This is a genomic window from Falsiroseomonas oryziterrae, from assembly GCF_021864505.1.
GTDB lineage: Bacteria > Pseudomonadota > Alphaproteobacteria > Acetobacterales > Acetobacteraceae > Falsiroseomonas > Falsiroseomonas oryziterrae.
In genome coordinates, this window is sequence record NZ_JAKJIB010000659.1 from 1 (window position 1) to 803 (window position 803).

Below are 803 nucleotides of genomic sequence, written 5' to 3' on the forward strand. Positions count from 1 at the left end.
GGCGGCGTCACCGTGGACGCCGACCGCCTGGTGGCGCGCTACCGCCCGCGCGGCGGCGCCCAGGCGCAGGCGCCGCAACCCGCCAGCGGCGCCAGCCCGGCTGCCGGGAGCGAGATCTGGCGGCTCGAGGCAGAGGGGCGCGTGCGGATCGCCTCCGCGACCGAGCGCGCCCAGGGCGAGCGCGCCGTCTACGACATGGACCAGGCGGTGATGGTGCTGTCGGGCGCCGGCCTCTCCCTCGACACGCCCGACCAGCGCATCGTCGCGCGCGACAGCCTCGAATACTGGCCGCAGCGGCGCATGGCGGTGGCGCGCGGCGGCGCGGTGGTGACCACCACCGACAATCGCCGCGTCGCCGCCGACACCCTCGTCGCCTACTTCCTCGAGGAGCCGGCTGCCGGCCAGCCTGGCGCGCCGGCGCAAGCGCCGGCGCAGACCCAGAGCCGTCCCGCGGGCGCCGCGGGCCTGCCTGGACCGGGCGAAGGCAGCCGCATCGACCGCGTCGAGGCCTTCGGCAATGTCGAGATCCGCACCGCCGAGGAAGTGGTGCGCGGCGAGCGCGGCAGCTACTCGCCGCAGACCGGACTCGCACGGCTCGTCGGCGGCGTGCGCATCACCCGTGGCGACAACCAGTTGAACGGCCAGGAGGCGATCGTGGACCTGCGCAGCGGCGTCTCCCGCCTCGTCTCGGCGCCGGGCGAGCGCGTGCAGGGACTCATCGTGCCGCAGCAGAACCAGCCTGCGCAGGCCCAGGTGCCGGCCGCCGGCCAGCCGACGCCGCAGCCGCGCCAGCCCGCGCCGCC

The 803-nt window shown here is 77.0% G+C and carries 1 protein-coding gene; it reads left to right on the forward strand.

All coding sequences use genetic code 11. The annotated features are described in order from the left end of the window. Positions 1–803 (forward strand): LptA/OstA family protein (locus L2I40_RS23925; RefSeq protein ID WP_237217838.1); only part of this gene is annotated, 803 nt, incomplete at both ends.